The organism is Povalibacter uvarum (assembly GCF_014202975.1).
In the GTDB taxonomy this organism is placed as follows: Bacteria; Pseudomonadota; Gammaproteobacteria; order Steroidobacterales; family Steroidobacteraceae; genus Steroidobacter; species Steroidobacter uvarum.
This window is the reverse complement of sequence record NZ_JACHHZ010000002.1, coordinates 1099995-1122336: the sequence shown is the minus strand read 5'-3', so window position 1 is coordinate 1122336 and position 22342 is coordinate 1099995. Positions and strand designations below refer to the sequence as shown.

General features: G+C 62.7%; 16 protein-coding genes. 8 read left to right on the top strand and 8 right to left on the bottom strand.

The window, feature by feature from the left end:
• The first annotated feature begins 301 nt into the window (after positions 1-301).
• Positions 302-2908, top strand: coding sequence for a S8 family serine peptidase (locus tag HNQ60_RS27875; protein ID WP_184331624.1), 2607 nt, complete (start codon positions 302-304; stop codon positions 2906-2908).
• Positions 2909-3063: 155 nt separating this feature from the next.
• Here the strand turns inward: HNQ60_RS27875 and HNQ60_RS11100 are convergent, their stop codons facing one another.
• Positions 3064-3405, bottom strand: a complete 342-nt coding sequence (locus tag HNQ60_RS11100; RefSeq protein WP_184331622.1) for a hypothetical protein — start codon at positions 3403-3405, stop codon at positions 3064-3066.
• A gap of 213 nt (positions 3406-3618) precedes the next feature.
• Between HNQ60_RS11100 and HNQ60_RS11095 the strand changes: the two genes are divergently transcribed.
• Complete coding sequence (locus HNQ60_RS11095; protein WP_184331620.1) at positions 3619-4464, top strand: 23S rRNA (adenine(2030)-N(6))-methyltransferase RlmJ; 846 nt, start codon at positions 3619-3621, stop codon at positions 4462-4464.
• A gap of 19 nt (positions 4465-4483) precedes the next feature.
• On the opposite strand, the gene HNQ60_RS11090 is transcribed toward HNQ60_RS11095, so the two are convergent.
• Positions 4484-5077, bottom strand: a complete 594-nt coding sequence (locus tag HNQ60_RS11090) for a DNA-3-methyladenine glycosylase I (RefSeq protein WP_184331618.1) — start codon at positions 5075-5077, stop codon at positions 4484-4486.
• 94 nt (positions 5078-5171) lie between these two features.
• Between HNQ60_RS11090 and hemB the strand changes: the two genes are divergently transcribed.
• Both hemB and aroE read left to right on the top strand, forming a co-directional pair.
• Complete coding sequence (gene hemB, locus HNQ60_RS11085; protein ID WP_184331616.1) at positions 5172-6179, top strand: porphobilinogen synthase; 1008 nt, start codon at positions 5172-5174, stop codon at positions 6177-6179.
• Positions 6179-7021, top strand: coding sequence for a shikimate dehydrogenase (aroE, locus tag HNQ60_RS11080; RefSeq protein ID WP_184331614.1), 843 nt, complete (start codon positions 6179-6181; stop codon positions 7019-7021). The genes hemB and aroE overlap by 1 nt, the downstream gene beginning before the upstream one ends.
• A 10-nt stretch (positions 7022-7031) precedes the next feature.
• On the opposite strand, the gene HNQ60_RS11075 is transcribed toward aroE, so the two are convergent.
• The gene (locus HNQ60_RS11075; RefSeq protein WP_184331612.1) at positions 7032-7577 is read right to left on the bottom strand and encodes a gamma carbonic anhydrase family protein; all 546 of its coding nucleotides are present in this window, start codon (positions 7575-7577) and stop codon (positions 7032-7034) included.
• An 85-nt stretch (positions 7578-7662) separates the two neighbouring features.
• Here HNQ60_RS11075 and HNQ60_RS11070 point away from each other — a divergent pair, with 85 nt between their 5' ends.
• Positions 7663-9684 carry a M3 family metallopeptidase gene (locus tag HNQ60_RS11070; protein ID WP_184331611.1) on the top strand — a complete coding sequence of 674 codons (2022 nt, stop codon included), beginning with the start codon at positions 7663-7665 and terminating at the stop codon, positions 9682-9684.
• 90 nt (positions 9685-9774) lie between these two features.
• Here HNQ60_RS11070 and HNQ60_RS11065 read toward each other — a convergent pair whose 3' ends face one another.
• Together HNQ60_RS11065 and HNQ60_RS11060 are read right to left on the bottom strand one after the other, a co-directional pair.
• A complete protein-coding gene (locus HNQ60_RS11065; protein WP_184331609.1) occupies positions 9775-10476 on the bottom strand; it encodes a pirin family protein in 702 nt (233 codons plus the stop codon).
• A 221-nt stretch (positions 10477-10697) separates the two neighbouring features.
• Positions 10698-11738, bottom strand: a complete 1041-nt coding sequence (locus HNQ60_RS11060) for a CsgG/HfaB family protein (RefSeq protein WP_184331608.1) — start codon at positions 11736-11738, stop codon at positions 10698-10700.
• A 246-nt stretch (positions 11739-11984) separates the two neighbouring features.
• Here HNQ60_RS11060 and HNQ60_RS11055 point away from each other — a divergent pair, with 246 nt between their 5' ends.
• From HNQ60_RS11055 to HNQ60_RS11045, 3 genes are all read left to right on the top strand, one after another.
• Entirely contained in the window at positions 11985-12425 is a 441-nt protein-coding gene (locus HNQ60_RS11055; protein WP_184331606.1) for a Cif family virulence factor, read from the top strand.
• 512 nt (positions 12426-12937) lie between these two features.
• Positions 12938-17566 (top strand): glutamate synthase large subunit, encoded by a 4629-nt coding sequence (gene gltB / locus HNQ60_RS11050; protein WP_184331604.1) that lies wholly within the window; start codon positions 12938-12940, stop codon positions 17564-17566.
• Between the two features lie 134 nt (positions 17567-17700).
• Entirely contained in the window at positions 17701-19185 is a 1485-nt protein-coding gene (locus tag HNQ60_RS11045) for a glutamate synthase subunit beta (RefSeq protein ID WP_184331602.1), read from the top strand.
• Between the two features lie 151 nt (positions 19186-19336).
• On the opposite strand, the gene HNQ60_RS11040 is transcribed toward HNQ60_RS11045, so the two are convergent.
• The 3 genes from HNQ60_RS11040 to HNQ60_RS11030 form a co-directional block, all read right to left on the bottom strand.
• Entirely contained in the window at positions 19337-20461 is a 1125-nt protein-coding gene (locus HNQ60_RS11040) for a DUF1624 domain-containing protein (RefSeq protein ID WP_184331600.1), read from the bottom strand.
• Positions 20462-20670: 209 nt separating this feature from the next.
• Positions 20671-21465, bottom strand: a complete 795-nt coding sequence (locus HNQ60_RS11035) for a putative signal transducing protein (protein WP_184331598.1) — start codon at positions 21463-21465, stop codon at positions 20671-20673.
• A gap of 44 nt (positions 21466-21509) precedes the next feature.
• Complete coding sequence (locus HNQ60_RS11030) at positions 21510-22337, bottom strand: ABC transporter permease (protein ID WP_246433500.1); 828 nt, start codon at positions 22335-22337, stop codon at positions 21510-21512.
• Positions 22338-22342 lie beyond the last annotated feature (5 nt).

Genomic DNA, 22342 nt, shown 5'->3' with positions numbered 1-22342 from the left:
GCACGACTCTCGCGGTCGCCTCCGTTGCATTTGCAACGCCCTTTAATGTGATTGAATTCACAGAATCGCAGGAGTAGCGTCAGTCGCGACGATTGCGCGAGCCGCGATCAGTTCCCGCAAGTTTCACTCAACCGTTGCGTGCGGCAACGCTGCGGCTCGCGTCCCGTTGCGATTCGGGCAATGCCGCCTGTGTCGCATGGAGGTGCGGGTTTCGATGCGGGCTGTGTGCGCGCTCGATCGGCGGCAGACATCCCCCAGGCGAAAGCGCATCAGGCGCTATAACAACTTCGGGGATTTTCCAATGGATCAACGTGCATCGAAACCGCGATGGCCGCTCGCGGCGTTCATACTGTCCGCGGCATTCGCGCCGCTGGCGCTGCAGGCGCAAAGTTACGGCGACGACAGCGACGTCGAGGACACCGGGCCGATCGACGAAACCTCCCGCCTCTGGTTCGTCGAGTTCAACAGTGCACCCGCCACGGAGGGCACCAGCGCCCGCTCGCTGAACGCAGAACATGAAACGTTCCGCGCAGCAGCGGCTACTGAAAGACTGAACTACGTCGAACGCTACTCCTACAGCACGCTGTGGAACGGCGTCTCCGTCGAGATCAACCCCGACGACGTGGCCAAGCTGCGGCGTCTCGCGGGCGTCAAGGCAATCTATCCGGTCATGACGTTCACGCCGCCGAAGGCTTCCACGCAGCCCGGCATCGAACTCGTCACCGCGATCAAGCAGACCGGCGCCGACATCGCGCAGAACACGCTGGGCCTCACGGGCGAAGGCGTGAAGGTCGCGATCATGGACACGGGCATCGACTATGACCATCCGGCCCTGGGTGGCTGCTTCGGTCCGGGCTGCCGCGTGTTCACCGGCTGGGACTTCGTTGGCGATGCGTTCAACGCCGACGACACTTCGCCCACCTACAACCCGGTCGCTGTTCCCGATGCATTCCCGGATGACTGCAACGGCCACGGCACGCATGTCGCCGGCATCGTCGGCGCGAACGGCACGATCCGCGGCGTAGCACCTAAGGTGAGCTTCGGCGCCTACCGTGTGTTCGGCTGCGACGGCTCCACGACGTCCGAGATCATGCTCGAGGCGATGGAGCGCGCGCTGGCCGACGGCATGGACATCCTCAACATGAGCATCGGCGCCCCGTATCAGTGGCCGCAGTACCCGACGGCTGCTGCAGCGTCGCGGCTCGTGAACAAGGGCATGATCGTCGTCACGTCGATCGGCAACAGCGGTGCGAACGGCCTCTACTCGGCCAGCGCACCGGGCGTCGGCAAGAATGTGATCGGCACTGCATCGTTCGACAACACCGACGTGCTACTGCCGGCCTTCACGATTTCGCCGGACAACAAGCAGATCGGCTGGACGGGCGCCACCGGCGCTGCAACGACACCGACGAGCGGTTCGTTCCCGATGTCCCGCACCGGCACGGTGGCTTCCACCGCTGATGCCTGCACGGCAACGGGCGCTCCCGCTCCGGGCAGCCTCACGGGCACAGTCGTGCTCATCCGTCGCGGCACTTGCGGCTTCGCTGAGAAAGCAGCGAATGCACAGGCAGCAGGCGCTGCCGGCGTCGTGCTGTACAACAATGCGCCGGGCTTCATCAACCCGACGGTCGTTGGCGCAGTACCGATCGTCATCCCGGTCGTGGCGATCACGGCAGCGGAAGGCGCGATCATCGATTCGCGTCTCGCGGCCGGCGCTGTGACGATGACGTGGACGACGGGCCAGGTCTCGATCCCGAATCCGACGGGCAACCTGATCTCGTCCTTCAGCTCGTACGGCATGTCGCCCGACCTTTCGCTGAAGCCCGATATCGGCGCACCTGGCGGCAGCATCAACTCGACCTATCCGCTCGAGAAGGGCGGCAACGCCAACATCAGCGGCACGTCGATGGCATCGCCGCACGTCGCCGGCGCGGCTGCGCTGCTCAAGCAGTACAAGCCGAACGTTGCAGCGGGCAAGGTCCGCGACATCTTCCAGAACAGCGCTGATCCGAAGGTCTGGGGCGGCAATCCTGCTCTCGGCTTCCTGGACAACGTGCATCGTCAGGGCGCGGGCATGGTCGACATCGACGACTCCATCCTCGCCACGACGAGCATCACGCCGGCGAAGTTGTCGCTCGGTGAAGGCGAAGCGGGTCCGACGCTGCACGAACTGGCAGTGAAGAACACCGCGCGCTTCCCGGTCACGTACAACGTTTCGTATGTGAACGCATTGTCGACGGGCGGCACGATCACGCCGTCGTTCTTCGCGTCGGACGCGAGCGTGACGTTCGATCAGTCGACGGTCACCATTCCGGCACGCGGCGAGATCTGCCTCAAGGCAACGATCACGCCGGCAACGCAGCCGGTCAACGGTCAGTACGGCGGTTACATCGTGCTCACGCCGGTGGACGGCGGTCGTGTCTATCGCGTGCCATTCGCGGGCTTCGTCGGCGACTACCAGGGCATCCAGGTCCTGACACCGACGGCAAACGGCTTCCCGTGGCTCGCGAAGCTGGCAGGCGGCACGTACACGAGGCAGACAGCGGCTGCCACGTACACGATGCAGGGCGACGACACTCCGTTCTTCCTCGCTCACTTCGATCATCAGTCCTCACGGTTCCAGATGACGGTGACCGAGATCAAGACCGACAAGGACGGCGTGAAGAAGCGCGGCCGTAACTGGCACAAGATCGTCGACGAGAAGTACTTCGGCCGCAGTGCGACGCCGACGGGCTTCTTCGCCTTCGCCTGGGATGGCACGACGTTCGCGGGTCAGGGCCAGACCTTCACGGTTCCGGACGGCGAGTATGTCGTGACGATTTCGGTGCTGAGAGCACTGGGCGACGCGAGCAATCCCGCTCACACGGAAACCTGGGAATCGCCGTCGGTCATCCTCGACCGGCCGTAACCCAGGCTCCAGTCTGCGTGACATCGAAGGGCCCCTCTCGAGGGGCCCTTCTTTTTTCGGGATCGAGAAGTTTCACACGGAGTTTCGAAAGGACGGAGGACTCGGGCCCGATCTCCGTGATCTCCGTGAACTCCGTGCGAAACTCCGGTTTCTTCTTACTGTCGATCCAGTCCGTCGGGTGTGCGCGTCGGATTGGGGCAATAAACGAACGTGCCGTTGTTCGATGCGTGGTACTCGTACAGCTGACCGCTGTTCTTGAGCACCACGCGCACGCCGGGGGTCAGCGCCTGAAGGTAGGACTGACCGGGTTGCGGGCAACCCAGAGAGCCGTCGTTCCAGGTCATCGCATCCATTGAGACCACTTCGATCTGGGCCACGCCGACGCCGAGCCGCTGCGACAGATCATTCGCGATGGCGCCGACGAGATCGGTGGATTTGCCGGCCTGGCCCTTCTTCGCATCACCAGCCACGCCCGTCACGCTTTCGTGCTCCCTCATGACCGGCTTCCTCGGGGACTGCTCCGTGGCGGTCGAATCCCCGACATGCGCACAAGCCGTAGTGGCGCCGAGCAGTACGATCGGCCAGATCCTTGAGGAAAAGTGCTTCGACATGACAACCCCTCACCAGCGATGGCACGCATCGCGTCATACTAACGTCGTTGCGGGTCGATTGGGTTAGACCGCCGCATCGAATCTCCACGAGCTCGAGCCTTGAACTACCGTCACGCCTTCCATGCCGGCAACTTCGCCGATGTCCACAAGCACGTCGTGCTGCTTGGCGTAATCGCACGCCTCACGAAGAAGCCGACGCCGCTGTTTTTCCTGGACACGCATGCGGGCCGGGGACTCTACGACCTGCACTCGGACGATGCTGCGCGCGGCGATGAGTGGCGTTCAGGGGTCGGCAGGCTGCATGAAGCGAAATTCGCCGACCCGGATCTCGCAACCTACTTCAAGATCGCCGCAACCGCATCGGGCAAGACCGCGCGCCAGTTTCGGGAATACGCCGGTTCCCCCCTTCTCGCGCTGGGCGCGTTGCGCGATACCGACCGAATCGTCTTCGTCGAACAGCAGCCCCCGGAAGCACGCGCCCTCGAGAGATCCTTGCCAAGGCGCCGCGGAATTTCTGTTATCGCGGGCGACGGCTACGCCGCACTCAAGACCTACCTGCCGCCGAAGGAGAATCGCGGACTCGTCCTGATCGATCCTCCGTACGAAGCGGAAGACGAATTCGCCGCCGTCGAGAAAGCACTGAAATTCGGCCTCGAGCGCTGGCCCAACGGCGTGTTCGCTATCTGGTATCCGATCAAGGCCGGCGGCGAATACCGCCGCTTCCACGCATCACTGCAGCAGTCGGGCCTGCGCAAACTGCTGCTCCTCGATCTCAATCTCCGACCCGTCGACTCGCCGACCGGACTCAACGGATCGGGAATGCTGATAGCGAATCCGCCGTGGCAGCTGGATGTCGGGATGAAGCAAACGCTGGATGAGCTGCTGGGGCTGCTCTCGCCGGACAAGGCGGGAAGTGTGAGGGTTGAGTGGTTGGTGGGGGAGTAGGAGGCTGCGCGGCTGGCTGCTAGCTGGCAGCAAGCTTCTTGCATTCCCTATGTCTGTAGCAGCTCGTCAGATGATCATTCACCATCCCCGTCGCCTGCATGTGCGCGTAGATGATCGTGCTGCCGACGAAGCGGAAGCCGCGCTTCTTCAGATCCTTGCTCAGAGCATCGGACTCGGCGCTGGTCGCGGGCACCTTGCCGTGAAGGGCGATGTTGTTCTGGATGGGCTTGCCGCCGACGAAGCTCCACATGTGCTTCGAGAATGAGCCGACCTTCTCGCTGAATTCGAGGAACGCTTTCGCGTTGCCGATGGCGGCTTCGATCTTCAGTCGGTTGCGCACGATGCCCGCATCGTTCATCAGCCGCGTGACGTCGCGTTTGCCGAAGCGCGCGATCTTCTCTGGATCGAAACCCACGAACGCCGCGCGATAGCCTTCGCGCTTGTTCAGGATCGTCGACCACGACAATCCCGCCTGGGCGCCCTCGAGGATCAGGAACTCGAACTGGGTCCGGTCGTCCCGGGCCGGCACGCCCCATTCCGTATCGTGATACTGGATATAGAGCTCGTTGCCGTTGGCAACCCACTGGCAACGAGTCTTGTTCTTGGCAGGCATGTTTGAGGCACCGGTCAGGAGGTTGTAGGCTTCAGTCCTTATCTTGTCCGTCTCAGGCCCCGAGCCTCAAGCCCCACGCCCCGAGCCCTCCGCCATGTCTGACCGAGAAACCGGCGAATTCCCGCGCACTCGTCTGCGCCGCATGCGGTTCGATGACTTTTCGCGCCGCCTGATGCGCGAGACGACATTGAGCGCGGACAACCTGATCTATCCGATGTTCGTCATCGAAGGTCGTAGCCAGCGCCAGGCCGTGCCGAGCATGCCTGGCGTCGAGCGCGTAACGATCGACGAACTGGTGCGTGAAGCGGAGAGTCTCGCAAAGCTAGGCATTCCCGCCCTCGCCTTGTTTCCAGTGACGCCGACGGAAGCGAAGAGCCTCGACGCCGAGGAAGCGTGGAATCCGGAAGGCCTCGCACAGCGTGCGGTGCGCGCAGTGAAGAAGGCAGTGCCTGAACTCGGTGTCATCACCGACGTGGCGCTCGATCCGTTCACGACGCACGGCCAGGACGGCATCATCGACGACAGCGGCTATGTCCTGAATGACATCACAGTTGCCGCGCTCGTGAAGCAGGCGCTATCGCATGCGGCTGCCGGCGCGGATGTGGTCGCACCGAGTGACATGATGGATGGCCGCATCGGTGCCATTCGCGAATCCTTCGAACTCGAAGGCCACGTGAACACGCGCATCCTCGCGTACTCCGCAAAGTACGCCTCGAGCTTTTACGGTCCGTTTCGCGATGCCGTCGGCTCCGCCGGCAGTCTCGGCAAGGGCAACAAGTACAGCTACCAGATGGATCCTGCGAACTCAGACGAAGCGCTGCGCGAAGTCGCGCTCGACCTGCAGGAAGGCGCGGACATGATCATGGTGAAACCGGGCCTGCCGTATCTCGACATCGTGCGCCGGGTCAAAGACACATTCGGCGCTCCGACCTTCGTGTATCAGGTCAGCGGCGAGTACGCGATGCTGACCGCTGCCATTCGTAACGGCTGGCTCGACGAGCGTGGCGCGATCATGGAATCGCTGCTCTCGATTCGCCGCGCGGGTGCGGACGGCATCCTCACTTACTTCGCAAAGCAGGCAGCGCAGTGGTCGAAGGGGTGATGTTGAGCGGTTCCTCACCCGCTGCCGACCGTTACGCCGTCATCGGCTTTCCGATCAAGCACAGCTGGTCGCCGTTCATTCATGGCCTGTTCGCGAAACAGACCGGGCAGGCGCTCACCTACACGCGCATCGAAGTCCCGCCGGAAAATCTCGACCGCGATGTCAATGCGTTCTTCGAATCCGGCGGCAAGGGATTGAACGTCACTGTCCCGCACAAGCAGGCCGTTGCGCTCCTTACACGATTCAGAACGCCGCGCGCGGAAATCGCAGGAGCGGTGAATACGCTCGCGGCACAACCCGATGGCCTGCTCGGTGACAACACCGACGGCGCAGGCCTTCTCGCCGACCTGACGAAGAATCTGTCGCTCGAACTCGATAACACACGCATCCTGCTGCTGGGCGCCGGCGGTGCGGCACGCGGTGTTCTGGGCCCGCTGCTTGGCGCAGGACCGGAATCCATCGAGATCGCGAATCGCAACAGCGATCGTGCGACGCAACTCGTGAACGAGTTCCGTCTGCTCGGCAATCTGCGCGGCTGCAGCTTCGATGAGATCAGCACCGACGGCACTTTCGATCTGATCCTCAACGCCACATCGGCGAGCCTGCAGGACACCATCCCGCCGATTCCTCCCGCCGTGATCGGCCCGACCACGCTGTGTTACGACATGGCGTACGGCAAAGGCGATACGGCATTCACGCGCTGGGCCCGCAATGCCGGCGCAGGCCGCGCCGAAACCGGCTGGGGGATGCTGGTCGAACAGGCCGCGGAGGCATTTCAGTTGTGGCGCGGTGTGCGACCCGAGACGAAAGCGGTGCTGGAAGCAGTGAAGAGTCAAAAGTAGCCTGACGTCATCACCTCTGCTGGCGGCTCGCCGCGAGATATTCGTCCTTCACTTTCACATAGTGCGCCGCTGAATACGTCAGGAACTCGATCTCGCTCTGCTTGAGATCGCGAACGCGCTTCGCAGGGCTGCCGACATACAGCCCACCGCTTTCCAGTCGCTTCCCAGGCGGGACCAGCGTGCCCGCACCGATCATCACGAAGTCTTCCATCACCACGTCGTCGAGCAGGATCGCACCCATGCCGACCAGACACGTGTTACCGACGGTGCAAGCGTGCAGCGTAACGCGATGACCGACCGTCACATCCGAACCGACGATCAACGCGCGACCGCCAGGCCGATAGGGACCATCGTGCGTGACGTGCAGAACCGATCCGTCCTGGATGCTGGTGCGCGCGCCGATGGTTATCGAATTGACGTCGCCGCGAACGACGGCGGTCGGCCAGACGGAAGAATCCTCACCGATCGTGACTTTTCCGATCACGACGGCGCTCGGGTCGACATAAACACGGGCCCCGAGCGTCGGGCTGATGTTGCGGTAGGAGGAAATAGGCATGGCGGTTGACGGTTGCCGGTTGACGGGAAGAAGCTTCGTCCCCACATCGGAACTCTCAACCGTCAACTGTGAACCGTCAACTTCCATGACCAATCCCCTGCTCCAGTCCCACGAACTGCCTCCGTTCAGCGACATCCGGTCCGAGCACATCGAGCCCGCGATCCGCGAGGTGCTGGATGGGAACCGGGCGAAGCTCCGATCCCTCCTGGACGCGAAGGCGAACACCTGGAGCTCGCTGGTCGTGCCGCTCGAAGAAATGCAGCATCGGCTCTCGCGCACGTGGTCGCCCATCGGGCACATGAACGGTGTGGTCAACAGCGACGAATTGCGTGCCGCGTACAACGCCTGCCTGCCGCTGCTCACTGCCTGGCATACGGACCTGGCGCAGAACGCGGACCTGTACAGAGCCTACGAGCACATCCTGAAGAGCGAAGGTCCGAGCCTGACCGCGGCGCAGCGCAAGTTGCTCGAGAACGCACTCCGCGATTTCAGGCTCGCTGGCGTCGCGCTCCCCGATGAGCAGAAGCAGCAGTTCAAAGCGCTCATGGAGAAGCTGACGACGCTGCAGGCGAAGTTCGACGAGAACGTCCTCGACGCGACGAATGCCTGGTCACGTCACGTCATCGAGGAAAGCGAGATCAAGGGGCTGCCCGCGCCGATCGCGCACCGTGCTCGTGCGGCTGCAGAGGCCGCGAGCAAACCCGGTTGGTTGTTCTCGCTCGACGCTCCCAACTACACCGCGATCATGATGCACGCGGAGAACGAGGCGCTGCGGCGCGAGTTCTATCACGGCTGGGTGACCCGAGGTTCGGATCAGGGCCTCTCTCCCGAGCGCTGGGACAACAGCGAGCTGATGGCACAGATTCTGGCGACTCGCCGCGAGCTCGCGCAGCTCGTCGGTTTCGCGAACTACACCGAGTATTCGCTCGCGACGAAGATGGCTTCTTCGACGAACGAAGTCCGCGAGTTCCTCGAACAGCTCGCAGCGAAGAGCAAACCTGTCGCCCAGCGCGAATACAGTGATCTGACGAAGTTCGCGGGTCGCGCGCTCAACGCATGGGATGTCGGCTTCTACGCCGAGCGCCAGAAGCAGCAGAAGTTCTCGCTGTCGGAAGAAGCGCTGCGTCCGTACTTCCCGCTTCCGCAGGTTCTCGCGGGCATGTTCGGCGTTGCCGAGCGCTTGTACGGCGTTCGCATCGCCGAACGCCAGGGCGTGAACATCTATCACCCTGACGCACGTTTCTACGACATCATCAACAGCGACGGCTCCCGGCGTGGCAGCTTCTTCGTCGACTTGTACGCGCGTCCCAAGAAACGCGGCGGCGCCTGGATGGATGAATGCGTCGGTCGCAAGCACCTGGACTCGGGCAGCACGACGCTGCCGGTCGCTTATCTCGTCTGCAATTTCACGCCACCGGTCGGCAATCAGCCGTCGCTGCTGACGCACTCCGAAGTCGTGACCATGTTCCATGAATTCGGTCATGGCCTGCATCACATGCTGACGCGCGTCGACTATCCGAGCATCGCCGGCATCAACGGCGTCGCCTGGGACGCGGTCGAACTGCCGAGCCAGTTCATGGAGAACTTTGCGTGGCGACCCGAGGTGCTGCCGCTGATTTCGTCGCACGTGGAAACAGGCGAACCGCTGCCGCAGATCGAATTGCAGCGACTGCTCGGCTCACGCACTTACCAGGCCGGCATGGCGAGCGTGCGTCAACTGGAATTCGCGCTGTTCGATCTGCGCATCCACAGCGAGATCGCCGGCGACGGCACCGATCGCATCATGCAGGTCCTCAGCGAAGTGCGCGACAGCGTCGCGGTGATCAAGCCGCCCGCGTTCAACCGCTTCGCTCACAGCTTCCAGCACATTTTCTCGGGCGGCTACGCGGCGGGCTACTACAGCTACAAGTGGGCCGAAGTGCTCGCCGCCGACGCGTTCAGCGCCTTCGAAGAACAGGGCATCTTCAACGAGAAGGTCTCCCGCCGCTTCCTCTCATCGATTCTCGAACAGGGCGGCAGCCGCGACGCAATGGAAGCGTTCGTGGACTTTCGTGGAAGGAAACCGGAGATTGAGCCGCTGCTGAAACAGCTGGGTCTCGCGGCATAGCCGCGAGACCGGCACGCCGTCATCCCCGCGCAGGCGGGGATCCATCCAGCGAGCATGGATCCCGCTTGTGCGGAATGACGGGTTCCTACTTCATCCCAGATCGAACAGAATAGCCTCGCCTCCCGGCGCCCCGCTGATCTCGATCTTCGCCTCATCCGTAATCGCGGCTCCATCGCCGTCCTTCAGCGTCTTGCCATTCACTGTCACCGAACCGCGCGCCACATGAACCCACGCGTGCCGTCCCGGCTCCAGCGTGTGCTCGACCTTCTGGTCCGCTGACTCCAGCACTGTCACGTACATCTTCGCGTCCTGCTGGATGTGAATGATGTCCTCGCGTTTCTCGTTCGACGCGACGAGCAGGAGCTTGCCGAGCTTCGATTCACGCGGGAAGTTGAGCTGCTGATAACCAGGCTGCACGCCGCCGCGATCCGGAATGATCCAGATCTGCAGGAAGTGCACCGGTTCCGTCTGCGAATGATTGAACTCGCTGTGACGAATCCCGCTGCCCGCGCTCATCTTCTGCACATCACCCGGACGGATCACCGAGCCCGTGCCGATGCTGTCGCTGTGCGCGAGCGCCCCATCGAGCACGTACGTGATGATCTCCATGTCGCGATGGCCGTGCGTACCGAAACCACCGGCAGGCGCGACCCTGTCGTCGTTGATGACACGCAGCGACCGGAATCCCATGTTCTTGGGATCGTAGTAGTCCGAGAAACTGAACGTATGGCGGCTGTCGAGCCAGCTGATCCGGCTCGTGCCGCGCTCTTCCGCCTTGCGTACCGTAATCATGAAAGCCTCCTTTGTTGGAGAAGGAGGATAGGGGCAAGCGGGGGCGGGAATTAGGGGGGTGGGGGAATAAGATTGATATGGCGGCGAGCGGGGAGCTACGGGCTGCGAGCGGTGAGCTATGAGCTGCGAGCCAGAAAGAGATCAGATTCTCGGGGGGAGCGCGAACGGCGATAGAGAGAAGCTTCCCTTCTGGCTCGCCGCTCGCCGCTCACAGCTCGTCGCTATTTGCTGATGAGCACCTTCTTCACCCACCCACCGCCGTTGGCCGTCTCAACCTTGATGAATCCGTTCTCTTCCTCGCCCATCACGATCATTTCTTCGCCCTTGCTGAGCGTTGCGATCGGTTTGCCGGTTTCGCCAGCGGTCGGATAGAGCTTCAGGTTGCCGAGCTTCGGGACGACGGTGTCGCCTTCGTTGAACACGGCGCCGCCCTTGCTCTTCTTGCCTGCTTCTTCGGCGAGCGTGCCTACATCGCGATGCAGGCTCGGCTGGCCGCGCACGGAGCGCACGATGTTGTTGTAGTTGTCGACGAGGCTGGCCGCGAGAATCTTGCCTTCGTTGGTGTTGGCGTAACCGCCGGCGCCGCCCGCCGCGCTGCCGCCCCACAGGAATCCGCCGAGACGCAGATCGGCTTTCTTTGCGCTGCCTTCAGCAGCAGCGACCTGCACGCCCGTGCGCGCGTCCGCAACGAGCATGCTCGTCTGCGCTTCCTTGAACTTCACGCCGCCGGCAATGGCGCCGAGTGCGCGACCGCTTGAACCACCGACCAATCCACCGAGTGCGCCGCCGATGCCGCCGGCGTTGTTCTCCTGGAAGACGATCGCGGGCGTGAGAACGAAGTCCGCGCTGACCATCTGGCCGCCGCCCATGTTCGAGCCCTGGCGCAGCTCACCGGATTCCGCGAGTGCACGCTCCTGCATCATGTTCTGCATGCCGATGCCGCGCTCGACGACGATGAAGCAGTTCGACTGCTGGATCATCATGCGGATGATGCCGGTCGGCGACTGCAGGCCGTAGCGCGACAGCGACTGCGACACGTAATCCTGGGGTTCGACGACCGCCATGGCACCCATGGGCTTGTCGCACTTCTCCTGGCCATTGTCGCCCTGCGATCCACCGGGACCAGCGGAGCCTTGCACTTCAGAGCCGCCCGAGCCCTTCTTCACCGCCAGCGGACCATCGGCAGCCTGTGCGACGGTCAGGGAAAGCAATGCGGCGAGGGCAGCAGGAACGCTCGCGGGCAGCGCGGCAAAGGACTTCATGTGTTGGTTCTCCCCGATAGAGTCGGAATTCGGCCAGAAACGCTTCCTGCGGGCGATGCGCGGCGATCTGAGCATGCGCCCCTTTGGAGGGTCAAGACCGCAGCGCCACGTCGCTCTCAAGGCAGCTTAGTCGACCGCTTGACCCCGCCATTGGACCAAAGTGACGACCCGAAAAACGTGGTTTGCGTCCCAGTCGTTCGCAAGCAATAGTGGTCGTCGGCGTTCTTTACAGAAGTGCTCACCTCCATGCTGCGTCGCTTCAGCGTCCTGCTCACTTGCGTGTTTCTCATCAGCGCCTGCGGCAGCTCGGACTCACCGGAGACGCAGGTCCGGCGTGCGATCGATGCGATGGAGAAAGCCGCGGAGGCGCGCGACGTCAGCGATCTCATGGAGTTCGTCGCCGACGACTTCCGCGATCAGTACGGCCAGGATCGCGATCAGTTGCGTCAGTACCTGATGGGCTACTTCATCGCCAACCAGTCGATCCACCTGCTCACCCGGATCGACGAGCTCGAACTGCCGGGGCCGGACGAAGCCCTGGTGCGCATGACCATCGGCATGGTCGGGCGGGAGGCCGACGCCGCGAACGCCTGGAATCTGGCCGCCGACGTTCAGGATTTCGAAATCACCCTGCGGCGAGAGGACGACGACTGGAAAGTCATGTACGCCAAGAGGGGCAGCCGCTGAACGACCGCCCAGGCGGCTACCAAGTAGCCCGGATCCGCGGGCTGGCTGGCTAATAGCTAGCCGGCTAGCTGACTGGCCTTCTGCTTGCACCAAGTAGATGCCTCTGTAATATGGCCGACATTCCTTCGGGTTGTATTCAACGAGCGCAGGCCGCCACCGTCCCGTCCGGACGCGTGCGTGATGCCTTGCCGCCTGAATCTGCCTAATTGAATCAGCGACTTGGAGGTCCCGGAAGGATCGGGAACAGCCTCCGCGAAATTCGCCCACGCAGGGATCTTTGCCACCGTCCGGCCCGCGTTATGCATCCAGAAGGAGCCGCGGCTTGCGCGAACGGCGCGCGCCGAAGAGCCGCGGGGATCGTGGCGCTGACGCTGACGAATGCCAGCAGGCAACGTGCCGAGCCGCGGCCCAGAACCGCCGCGCCCGCGAGCCTGGAGAACGATCCTGCAGCGAACGTGCGGGAACTGGCGATGAATTTCGGCCATGAATTACGGTTTGAAGCGGTAACCCATATGAGCAGCACGCAGCACGAAGCGGCCGGCCCCAACCGGACCGTCCGGCCCGAAAAGCAGGGCCTCTACGACCCGGCTTACGAACATGACGCTTGCGGCGTCGGCTTTGTCGTCGATATCAAGGGCCGCAAATCGCATAAATTGCTCAAAGACGGACTGCAGATCCTCACCAATCTGGATCATCGCGGTGCATGCGGTGCCGAAGTGAACACCGGCGACGGTGCGGGTGTGCTCATGCAGATGCCGCACAAGTTCCTGAAGGAAGCAGCGAAGAAGGCGCGCATCGACCTGCCGGAGCCGGGCCTCTATGGCTGCGGCATCGTCTTCCTGCCGCGCAATGCGACGCTGCGCCGTCGCATCGAAGAAAAGTTCGAGCAGATCGTGCAGTCGGAAGGCCAGACCGTGCTCGGCTGGCGCACGGTGCCGACGATCAATTCCATGCTCGGCGAAACGGCGAAGTCCTGCGAACCGTTCATGCGCCAGGTGTTCGTCGGCCGCAATGCCGAGATCGCCGACGAGCTGACTTTCGAACGCAAGCTCTACGTCATCCGCAAGCGTGCCTACAGCGAAATCCGCGCATCGACGCTCGAAGGCGCGGCGTCCTGGTACGTGGCGAGCCTGTCGCACAAGACGCTCGTCTACAAAGGCATGCTGCTCACGGCGCAGCTGGCGCAGTACTTCCCGGACCTGAGCGATCCGTCGATGGAGACCGCGATCGCACTCGTGCACTCGCGCTTCAGCACGAACACGTTCCCGAGCTGGGATCGCGCCCATCCGTATCGCTACATCGCGCACAACGGCGAGATCAACACGGTCCGCGGCAACGCGAACTGGATGCACGCGCGCGAAGCGCTGTTCCAGACCGATGTGTTCGGCGACGACATCAGCAAGATCCTGCCGATCATCAATCCGAACGGCTCGGACTCGGCGATGTTCGACAACACGCTGGAATTGCTCGTGCTCGCGGGCCGCTCGCTGCCGCACGCGATGATGATGATGATTCCCGAGCCGTGGTCGAACCATCAGACCATGGACGATGCGAAGCGCGCGTTCTATCAATATCACTCCTCGCTGATGGAACCGTGGGACGGCCCCGCTTCCATCTGCTTCACCGACGGCACGCAGATCGGCGCCCTCCTCGATCGCAACGGCCTGCGCCCCTCGCGCTACTACGTGACGAAGGAAGGCCTCGTCATCATGGCGTCCGAGGCCGGCGTGCTCGAAGTCGAGCCGGCGGATGTGGTGCAGAAGGGTCGCCTGCAGCCAGGCCGCATGTTCCTCGTGGACACCGAGCAGGGCCGCATCGTCCCCGATGAAGAGATCAAGAAGGCTGTCGCCACCGAGCGTCCCTATCGCGAGTGGATCGCCGATCACCAGGTGCATCTGAACGATCTGCCGCAGGCGCCTGAAGTCCCCCAACCCGATCACGACACGCTGCTGCAGCGTCAGATCGCGTTCGGCTACACGTTCGAAGACGAGCGTCTGCTGCTCGCGCCGATGGCACAGAACGGCGTCGAGGCCGTGGGCTCGATGGGCAACGACACGCCGCTCGCGGTGCTGTCGAACAAGCCGCGCCTGCTCTACGACTACTTCAAGCAGCTGTTCGCGCAGGTCACGAACCCGCCGATCGACTGCATCCGCGAAGAGATCATCACTTCAGCGGAAACGCGTCTCGGCTCTGAAGGCAACCTGCTCAACCCGCAGCCCGCGGATTGCCGCCGGCTCGAGCTCAAGTGGCCGATCATGACGAACGAAGAGTTCGCCAAGATCCGCCGCATGGATCTGCCGGGCCTGAAGGTCGGCGTGCTTCCGGCCCTCTTCCGCGTGACCCGCGGCGAGAAAGGCCTGGTCAAGTCGATGGAGGAAATCCGCCTGATGGCGCGTCGCATGATCGAAGAGGAAGAAGTGAACGTCCTCATCCTCAGCGACCGCGGCGTCAATCGCGAGTTCGCTCCGATTCCGGCGCTGCTTGCGACCGCCGGCCTGCATCACTACCTGATCCGTGAAGGCCTGCGCACCCGCGTCAGCCTCGTCGTCGAAACCGGCGAAGCGCGCGAAGTGCATCACTTCTCGCTGCTGATCGGTTACGGGGCGAGCGCGATCAATCCTTACGTCGCCTTCGAAACGATCGACGGCATGATCCGCGACGATCGCCTGCTGAACATCGATCACAAGAAGGCGTGTCAGAACCTCGTGAAGGCCGCGACGAAGGGCGTGATCAAGGTGATGGCGAAGATGGGCATCTCCGCGATCCAGAGCTATCGCGGCGCCCAGGTATTCGAAGGCGTCGGCCTGCGCCAGGACGTGATCGACGAATACTTCACCTGGACCGCCTCGCGCATCGGCGGCATCGGCATGGATGTCATCGCCCAGGAAGTGCTCGTGCGTCATAAGGCTGCGTTCCCGGAACGCCGCGTCGACGGTCACACTCTGCCGGTCGGCGGTCTGTATCAGTGGCGTTCAGACGGCGAGTTCCATCTCTTCAATCCGGAATCGATCCATCGCCTGCAGAAGAGCGTGCGCACCGACAACTTCGGCACGTTCAAGGAGTACAGCAAGCTCGTCAACGAGCAGTCGACGAACCTGTGCACGCTGCGCGGGCTGCTCGAGTTCAAGGTCGGCGACGCTGTGCCGCTCGAGGAAGTCGAGCCGATCGAGAGCATCATGAAGCGCTTCAAGACGGGCGCGATGTCCTACGGCTCGATCAGCAAAGAAGCGCACGAGACGCTCGCGATCGCGATGAACCGCATCGGCGGCAAGAGCAACACGGGCGAAGGCGGCGAAGATCCCGAGCGCTACAAGGCACTCGACAACGGCGACTCGAAGAACTCCGCGATCAAGCAGGTCGCCTCCGGCCGCTTCGGCGTCACCAGCGAATACCTCGTCAGCGCACGTGAGATCCAGATCAAGATGGCGCAGGGCGCGAAGCCCGGCGAAGGCGGTCAGTTGCCCGGCGGCAAAGTCTATCCGCCGATCGCAAAGACCCGTCACACGACGGCGGGCGTCGGCCTCATCTCGCCGCCGCCGCATCACGACATCTACTCGATCGAAGATCTCGCCGAGCTGATCCACGATCTCAAGAACGCGAATCGTCACGCTCGCATCAGCGTGAAGCTCGTCGCCGAAGTCGGCGTCGGCACTGTCGCGGCCGGCGTCGCGAAGGCGCACGCAGACGTCGTCCTGGTCAGCGGCTACGACGGCGGCACCGGCGCGTCGCCCCAGACATCGATCATGCACGCAGGTCTGCCGTGGGAACTCGGCCTCGCCGAGACTCACCAGACGCTCGTGATGAACAACCTGCGCAGCCGCATCGCTGTCGAAACCGACGGCCAGCTCAAGACGGGCCGTGACGTGATCGTTGCCGCACTGCTGGGCGCCGAAGAGTTCGGCTTTGCAACGGCACCGCTCGTTGCAACGGGCTGTATCATGATGCGCGTCTGCCATCTCAATACCTGCCCAGCAGGTGTCGCGACTCAGGATCCGCGTCTGCGTGAGAAGTACTCCGGCAAGCCAGAGCACGCTGTGAACTTCATGCGTTTCATCGCGATGGAAATGCGCGAGCTGATGGCGCAGCTCGGCTTCCGCACGATCGAGGAAATGATCGGCCGCGTCGACAAGCTCGAAGCACGCAAGGCCATCGCTCACTGGAAGGCGAAGGGTCTCGACTTCAGCAACCTGCTTTACCAGCCGGACGCAGGTAACGACATCGGCCGCTTCTGCCAGATCACGCAGGACCACGGTCTCGAGAAGTCGCTCGACATGACGCAGCTGCTCGATATCTGCAAGCCCGCGATCGAGCGCGGCGAAAAGGTCACGGCGAATCTCACGATCCGCAACATCAACCGCGTGTTCGGCACGATCACCGGCAGCGAAGTTACCCGCAAGTACGGCGCAGCCGGGCTGCCCGAAGACACGATCCAGATTGGCCTCACGGGTTCGGCGGGACAGAGCTTCGGTGCGTTCCTGCCACGCGGCATGAGCTTCCGTCTCGAAGGCGACGCCAACGACTACGTCGGCAAGGGCCTCTCGGGCGGCAAGCTGATCGTCTATCCGTCGAAGCAGGCCACGTTCAACACGTGGGAGAACATCATCGTCGGCAACGTTGCGCTCTACGGCGCCACGAGCGGCGAGGTGTACCTGGCAGGGATGGCAGGTGAACGCTTCTGCGTCCGCAACAGCGGCGTACACGCAGTCGTCGAAGCCGTGGGCGACCACGGTTGCGAATACATGACGGGCGGCCGCGTGATCGTCCTCGGGGGCGTCGGCCGCAACTTCGGCGCCGGCATGTCGGGCGGCGTCGCGTACATCTTCGATGAACGCGGCGATGCGCGCCTGAACATCAATGCCGACATGGTCGAGATCGGCGGACTCGATGAGCCCGAAGAGATCGCGGCCGTGAAGACCATGATCGAACGCCACCTGCACTACACAAACAGCGCCCGCGCGAAACAGGTGCTGGATTCGTGGGACAAGTCGGTGAAACAGTTCGTGCGCGTGATGCCCCGCGACTACAAGCGCATGCTCGCCTGTATCGCCCGCGCCCACGAGCAAGGCCTCACCGGCGACGACGCGATCATGGAGGCGTTCGAAGAGAACGCAAGGGACACAGCGCGCGTAGGAGGGAACTAGGATAGAAGCGGTTAGCGGTTGGCGGTTGGCGGTTAGTTCAGAACAAGAACCGCGCAACTCTGATCCCTGGCTGCTCCGTCTTGGTCCGAACCAACCGCCAACCGCTAACCGCTAACCGCTTCTAAGATTTCACCATGGGAAAGCCGACCGGATTCATCGAGTACCTGAGAGAACTGCCCGTCGATCGCGCGCCGCAGGAACGCGTCCGCGACTGGAAAGAATTCCATCACCACATGGAAGAGAAACGCCTGCGCAACCAGGCGGCGCGCTGCATGGATTGCGGCGTTCCTTTCTGTCACACGGGCAAACTGATCAGCGGCATGGCCTCGGGCTGCCCGGTCAACAACGTGATCCCGGAATGGAACGACCTGGTCTATCGCGGCCTGTGGCGCGAAGCGCTCGATCGCCTGCACATGACGAACAACTTCCCGGAGTTCACGGGCCGCGTCTGCCCGGCGCCGTGCGAAGGCTCGTGTGTGCTCGGCATCAACAATCCGCCGGTCACGATCAAGACGATCGAGAACGCGATCGTGGACAAGGGCTGGGAGGAAGGCTGGATTCTTCCGGAGCCACCCAAGAATCGCACGGGCAAGAAAGTTGCTGTGATCGGATCGGGACCCGCGGGTCTTGCCGCGGCCGCGCAGTTGAATCGCGCTGGCCACACCGTGACCGTGCTCGAACGAGCTGATCGTCCGGGCGGCCTGCTCATGTACGGCATTCCGAACATGAAGCTCGACAAGCGCGAAGTGGTCGAGCGCCGCATCAAGCTGCTGGAACAGGAAGGCGTGAAGTTCATCTGCAACGCGAACGTCGGCGACAACGTCGAAGCTCAGCTGCTGCGCAAGGATTTCGATGCCATCGTTCTCTGCACCGGTGCCACGCAGGCGCGCGATCTGCCGGTCGACGGCCGCTCGCTCAAAGGCATTCATTTCGCGATGGAGTATCTGACCGTGAGCACGCAGGCCGTTCTGAACGGCGGTGCGGATCACAGCCCGATCCATGCCAAGGGCAAGGACGTGATCGTGATCGGTGGTGGCGACACGGGCACCGACTGCGTGGGCACCTCGGTGCGCCACGGCTGCAAGAGCGTCACGCAGCTCGAAATCATGGCGAAGCCGCCGATGGATCGCGCCGCGGACAATCCGTGGCCGGAGTGGCCCAAGGTCTACAAGATGGACTACGGCCAGGAAGAAGCCGCCGCGAAATTCGGCGCCGATCCTCGCACGTATCTCACGACCGTGAAGCGCTTCGGCGCCGACGCTCAGGGCAACGTGAGCGAAGTCGTCACGGTGCAGATCACCTGGCAGAAGAACGACAAGGGCCAGTTCGTCCCTGTCGAAGTGCCGGGCTCGGAAAAGTCTTATCCCGCCCAACTCGTTCTGCTCGCCATGGGCTTCCTCGGCCCGGAGCAAATGCTGCTCAAGGACCTGGCGCTCGAAGCCGATCCCCGCAGCAACATCAAAGCCGACCACGGCAAGTTCACCACCAACATCAAAGGCGTCTTCGCCGCCGGCGATTGCCGTCGCGGCCAGAGCCTCGTTGTGTGGGCGATCAATGAAGGGCGCGGAGCGGCGAGAGAGTGCGATCGGTACTTGATGGGGACGACGGAGTTGCCGTGAAGAAGCAGGCTAGCCGGCCAGCTAACGGTGGCTAGCCGGGGGATTCGTCCTCTGCCTGTGGGTCCGGCTTTGGCCGGACGTGATGCCGAAGGCATGCTTCGCATGACGTCCGGCTAAAGCCGGACCCACAGCAAGACGCCGGCCCGCTCGCTTACAAGTACCGCGTCACCCAATTAGGCCTCTCCCGCTTCTTGCGGTAGTACCACGCGCACGGCCACATCATTACGCCGAGCAGCAGCAGCCAGATCAGGTACGTTTCGGCCAGACCGAATCGCGCTCGCAGGATCGCTGCGGCGATTCCCAGCACGTAGAAGTGCACGATGTAGAAGAAGAACGGCACTCGCCCGAATGCTTCGAAGGGTTTGAGAATCGCCGGCGTCGTATCCTTCACGACTCGCGACAGGATCGCGAGCGACGCAAACACGCACGCGAATGACCACGTTAGGAACGACAGGTCGGGCGGATACTTCGCGAAGTGCCAGAACTCCAGACTGGCGATGCTGCTGTATGAATACGCGTTGCCGTAGCCGCCCGACAAGCGGATCGCAAAGAACAGCAGCAGGCTGGCCGCAGACAGCAGCCACCAGAGTTTCTGTGGATTGCTGCGCGACAGCGCATCGCGACCGGCAACGAAGCCAAGCATCACGATCGCGATCCAGGGGATCACCGGATACAACGAACGGATGGCGCCATCGCGGACCGGCTCATGGAGAATCGCTTGCAGCGCAACGGGCAGGCCCGATACGTCGATCAATGGATGCAGTGCCAGCACCGCGAGTGCCGTCGCGAGCAACCCCTTCGTCGACAAGTGCCTGAGCAGCGCGACTGCGATGATGCCGACGCCTATACAACTCAGCACCACGAACGAGTAGAAGCCCATCAAGGCCCGCGGCAATCCCATGATCACGGCATCGGCCGCGATCAGCACAAGCCCGCGAATGAGCAGTCGCTTCGTGATCTCCGCATCCGGTACGCCGCGCTCGCCTCGTCGCGCGCTCGTGAGCGCCACCATGAAGCCGGCCATGAAGAAGAAACCTGGCGCGACCGGAACGCCGGTGAATCGCGTCAGGAACTGCCAGATGTCGCCAGTCGCTGGGGCTGCTTTCGCAAGTTCCTCCGCGCCTCGCCCGGCGTTGAACATGAGTGACGCGTGATCGAGCGCCATGTGGGCGATGAGAAGCCCACGGAACACATCGACGAATTTCTGTCGCGACGAGCCCGGACTTGCGAGCGCGGAGGGATCGGCCAGAGCCTCGCTGCTGGGATTGCGGGTCATGAGGGCAGGATGCGCCGGCCCGGGGCCGCAAGCCAATTGACTAAAGGGCGGGAGAGGAACTGACGAAAGGGGGCGGCGGGCCGCTGGCTACTGGCCAGAACGAGACTTGGCCAAGACTGATTCGTCATCCCCGCGAAAGCGGGGATCCATCTTCGCGGCAGGAAAAGCATGGATTCCCGCTTTCGCGGGAATGACGGAGGAGGCAGTGGTTACTTCTCGACGGATTCCCCGACGGGCTCGTCGTACTTATCGAACCGGTAGCGCCGTTCCACGTGCCCGTCTGCATCGAGATCCAGCTCGGCGCGATCGGCCTTCGAGCCGTTGTAGGTGATTCTTCTGACACGCGACCCATCCGCGTTCATGTAGTCGTACGTCTGGAGCGCACCGAACACGTACGTGGCGACAACATCGGCGCTTCCATCTCCGTCGTAGTCCGTTCGCTGCTCCAATGGCTGCTCGTTGCCGTACGCGATGGTCGTTTCCATGCGCCCGTCGAAGTCGTCGTCGAGCGATGCGCTTTTCAGCAGACCGTCGGTCCCGTACTCGTAGAGGCAGTCCACGTCGCCATCGAAATTCCGGTCTGTCTCGATGCGCACGAGCCGGCTGCCGCTGTAGATGTACTGCTCGTCTGTCTTGCCATCGCCGTTGTAGTCACCTTTTTCCGCCATCGCCGGCCCGTTGTAACGCGACCAGACAAATCCCCCACTCAGCGCGGCGCCAACAATGAACGCCACAATCGGCGCAGCAATGGATCTGTTCGCCCTCGCCGTCTCCGCCTTCTCAGGCTTCTCCGCCGTCCGCGCTTCCCAGTCGCGAATGATGGCCCGCGCTGCGTCGACATCCTCATCGGCCACAGCAACCGCAGCCAACCCACCGAGCGGCAACTCCCCCGCCCCACTCTGCAGATGCTCGCCTTCCACATGCGCCTGAATCCCTTCCTGCTCGAGCAAGTGCACGAGCATGTGCGCTTCAATATTGTTGGCCGCCTGATAGATCCGCTTCATGCTCTTCTCTGGCTACCCGCTCACAGCTCGCCGCTCGCCGCCTCCTACTCCCTCGTCCCCACTCCCTTCTGCAGCAACCACACACATGCGACGTAGAGAACAACCGCCGCCCCAATCATGATGCTGTAGGCAAATCCCACGTTCACGTCGGAAACGCCCAGGAATCCGAAGCGGAACGCATTGACCATGTACAGGATCGGATTCGCGTGCGAGATGGTCTGCGCCCAGTGCGGCAGCAGCGAAATTGTATAGAACACGCCGCCAAGATAAGTGAGCGGCGTCAGCACGAACGTCGGGATGAAGGAAATCTGGTCGAAGTTCTTGGCGAAGATGGCGTTGATCATGCCCATCAGCGAAAACACGATCGAGCTCAGGAGCACCGCCGAGATCACGACGCCCACGTTGTACACGTGCAGGTGCGTGAAGATCAGCGTGATGATCGTCACGACGCCGCCGACAACCAGTCCGCGAAGGATGCCGCCGCACACATACCCGGCGACGATCAGCCAGTTCGGCAGCGGCGAGACCAGCAGCTCTTCGATGTGCTTGCCGAACTTCGCGCCGAAAAACGATGACACCACGTTGCCGTAGGAATTCGTGATCACCGACATCATGATGAGACCGGGCGCGATGTACTGGATGTACGTGTAGCCGCCCATGTCTCCGATCCGGCTGCCGATCAGGCTGCCGAAGATGACGAAGTACAGCGTCGCCGTGATTGCCGGAGGAACGATCGTCTGGCCCCAGATCCGGATGATGCGGCTGAACTCGCGGATGATGATGGTCCGGAAACCGACCATGTTGGTATGCGCGAGATTCGGCGTGACCGGATCGGCCGCAACCGGAGTGTCTTGAGTGCTTGTCTGTGTCATGGATG

Excerpts from the sequence above, each read along its gene's own strand:
- HNQ60_RS11075 (WP_184331612.1), bottom strand. The coding sequence starts at position 7,577 with ATGCCTATTTCCTCCTACCGCAACATCAGCCCGACGCTCGGGGCCCGT.
- HNQ60_RS27875 (WP_184331624.1), top strand. The coding sequence starts at position 302 with ATGGATCAACGTGCATCGAAACCGCGATGGCCGCTCGCGGCGTTCATA.
- aroE (WP_184331614.1), top strand. The coding sequence starts at position 6,179 with ATGTTGAGCGGTTCCTCACCCGCTGCCGACCGTTACGCCGTCATCGGC.
- HNQ60_RS11055 (WP_184331606.1), top strand. The coding sequence starts at position 11,985 with ATGCTGCGTCGCTTCAGCGTCCTGCTCACTTGCGTGTTTCTCATCAGC.
- HNQ60_RS11030 (WP_246433500.1), bottom strand. The coding sequence starts at position 22,337 with ATGACACAGACAAGCACTCAAGACACTCCGGTTGCGGCCGATCCGGTC.
- hemB (WP_184331616.1), top strand. The coding sequence starts at position 5,172 with ATGTCTGACCGAGAAACCGGCGAATTCCCGCGCACTCGTCTGCGCCGC.
- HNQ60_RS11040 (WP_184331600.1), bottom strand. The coding sequence starts at position 20,461 with ATGACCCGCAATCCCAGCAGCGAGGCTCTGGCCGATCCCTCCGCGCTC.
- gltB (WP_184331604.1), top strand. The coding sequence starts at position 12,938 with ATGAGCAGCACGCAGCACGAAGCGGCCGGCCCCAACCGGACCGTCCGG.
- HNQ60_RS11100 (WP_184331622.1), bottom strand. The coding sequence starts at position 3,405 with ATGAGGGAGCACGAAAGCGTGACGGGCGTGGCTGGTGATGCGAAGAAG.
- HNQ60_RS11060 (WP_184331608.1), bottom strand. The coding sequence starts at position 11,738 with ATGAAGTCCTTTGCCGCGCTGCCCGCGAGCGTTCCTGCTGCCCTCGCC.
- HNQ60_RS11045 (WP_184331602.1), top strand. The coding sequence starts at position 17,701 with ATGGGAAAGCCGACCGGATTCATCGAGTACCTGAGAGAACTGCCCGTC.
- HNQ60_RS11035 (WP_184331598.1), bottom strand. The coding sequence starts at position 21,465 with ATGAAGCGGATCTATCAGGCGGCCAACAATATTGAAGCGCACATGCTC.
- HNQ60_RS11090 (WP_184331618.1), bottom strand. The coding sequence starts at position 5,077 with ATGCCTGCCAAGAACAAGACTCGTTGCCAGTGGGTTGCCAACGGCAAC.
- HNQ60_RS11070 (WP_184331611.1), top strand. The coding sequence starts at position 7,663 with ATGACCAATCCCCTGCTCCAGTCCCACGAACTGCCTCCGTTCAGCGAC.
- HNQ60_RS11065 (WP_184331609.1), bottom strand. The coding sequence starts at position 10,476 with ATGATTACGGTACGCAAGGCGGAAGAGCGCGGCACGAGCCGGATCAGC.